We start from the raw sequence: 2,150 nt of genomic DNA, 5'->3' as shown, positions 1-2,150 counted from the left end.
CCGAATACCGCTTCGGCCGCTCCGCGGGCGACATCGACGGCCTGCCGCGCCCGGCTTCCGTGAGTCTGCGTCTCGCGNTGCTCCTGCCGATTCCCAGCACGGAGCACATCTCATCGAGGATGCGTCCCTTGTCCTTCTTCGACGCCTTCATGTATTCATCCCTGAATCTCAGGGTGACCTGCCGCTTCGTCGCCATGCTGATCCTGTCTTCCATAAGACAAGCCAAACAGGACCGATACCGTTCGCGCTCATTCCCGATGAGGCACCACCACACCCTACGCGCTCAAAAAACGTGAGGCACGTCGCGGCCTCGGGTGCGAAGGCGACACTTGGTACTATGGCGGTGGGCTTTATGACCGCGTGCCTTGCGAATCCCGAGATGCTGGACAAGCTTGTTACCTCGCTCCAGCATCTGCACTTTTCCGAACGATTGATTGCATTAATTGAAAAAATGCACACGTCCAAAGGCCAAGAGCCTCTCGCCGTGATCCAGACGCGCTGTGACGCCATGCAGGAACTTATTAACACCCGTGCGGCGGAGCTGGCTGATGATGCGCCTATCGAAGCGTGGCATGCCGAGCTGAATAAAATCCAGCGTGGCGTTGAAATGCTTCAGAAGGATCCTGTCCAGGACCGCAAGAAAATCAAGGCTTTGCAACAGCGTTCCAAGAAGCTCTGGGATAGTGCTTTCCGTGCTGCGGCGGAATAACGAAACGAGGCATCATGGACGAGGAACTTCCCCAAGGTTCCGGCGATGACGCGCAGGTCTTACGTGTTATCGAAGACGAGCAAGGTCTGCTGATTCTCGGCGAGAATAAGCAGATTGATTCATGGCTGGCTAGCGTAGGCATCGACGCCACGAATACGCGAGAACTCAAGAAGCAGTCATTGCAAAAGGCGAGTCACGCCGCGCAGGCGCTTGGTGAAGCGATGGCCAGCGATGGCCGCTGGGTGAAGATGACGGAGGAATCCGCCAAACTCGTCAAGCAATATGGCTCCAACGGTACGGGCGTGGTACGCAACAAAGGTAGGATTGTGGCGTACCTCAAGTTTGAGAATCTTTCGCAACTTAAGTCGTTGGCCAATCCTCAGATGGTGACCGGTGCCGCTGGCATTATGGCGCAAATGGCACTTGAGCAGGCAGCGGAAGAGATTACGGATTATCTCAAAGCCATCGATAAGAAGGTCGATGCTCTGATACAGGACCAGAAAGATCAGATTGGCTCAGGACTGGAGGGGGACGCTGACCTTATTGAAGAGACTCTGGAGATCCGCGGGAAAGTCGGTTTGATCACAGAAACAACATGGTCAAAACTCGCTAATTGTCCGAGAGGCCTTGCGACTGCGCAAAGTTATGCGTTGCGGAAGCTTGAGAATATCGCCAATGAACTTCATGAGGCTTCAGGCGTGGCGGATGTGAGGGATGTTGCACAAAGGTTACATAAGGACGCTGCGGATTGGCTTGGCTTCCTCGCAGTCACTATCCAGCTGCAGGACAAGGTGTCGGTCTTGGAATTGGAGCGTGTGCTGATAGAGCGGCCAGATACGGTGGAACAATACCGGCAAGGCTTGCAGGCAGCCCGGCGTCGGCGATTGCATAATGTTGAAAACAGACTGATTCAGCTGAATGATAGTATTGCCGAATCGGCGGAACTCGTACGACAGCCGACGTGCCTCACGTTTTTTGAGCGCGTAGGGTGTGGTGGTGCCTCATCGGGAATGAGCGCGAACGGTATCGGTCCTGTTTGGCTTGTCTTATGGAAGACAGGATCAGCATGGCGACGAAGCGGCAGGTCACCCTGAGATTCAGGGATGAATACATGAAGGCGTCGAAGAAGGACAAGGGACGCATCCTCGATGAGATGTGCTCCGTGCTGGGAATCGGCAGGAGCACCGCGAGACGCAGACTCACGGAAGCCGGGCGCGGCAGGCCGTCGATGTCGCCCGCGGAGCGGCCGAAGCGGTATTCGGAGCAGTCGCGCGAGCTGCTGGTCCAGGTGTGGCTGATGATGGATGCGCCGTGCGCGAAGTACCTCAAGGCGATGCTGCCCCTGTGGATGCCCATGCTGCGCGCGCACGGCGAGCTCGCCGACTGGGACGGTTTCGCGTTCCGCGAGCTGGAGCGGATGAGCGCGGCCACGATGGACCGG

Annotated in this window: 2 protein-coding genes and 1 pseudogene; all 3 read left to right on the top strand. The window is 56.9% G+C overall.

The features are described from left to right. Positions 1–337: 337 nt before the first annotated feature. A complete protein-coding gene (locus tag Tam1G_RS11325; protein WP_101626604.1) occupies positions 338–709 on the top strand; it encodes a hypothetical protein in 372 nt (123 codons plus the stop codon). Positions 710–723: 14 nt separating this feature from the next. Further along, positions 724–1,803: a hypothetical protein gene (locus Tam1G_RS11320; RefSeq protein WP_101626603.1), complete on the top strand. Its 1,080-nt coding sequence runs from the start codon at positions 724–726 to the stop codon at positions 1,801–1,803. Then, a pseudogene (locus Tam1G_RS11315) lies at positions 1,758–2,150 on the top strand (integrase catalytic domain-containing protein); the annotation flags it as partial. The gene Tam1G_RS11320 and the pseudogene Tam1G_RS11315, both read left to right, overlap by 46 nt.

The organism is Bifidobacterium imperatoris, assembly GCF_002860405.1.
GTDB lineage: Bacteria > Actinomycetota > Actinomycetes > Actinomycetales > Bifidobacteriaceae > Bifidobacterium > Bifidobacterium imperatoris.
The sequence above is the reverse complement of the archived record's forward strand: the minus strand, read 5'-3'. Positions and strand labels throughout refer to the sequence as shown.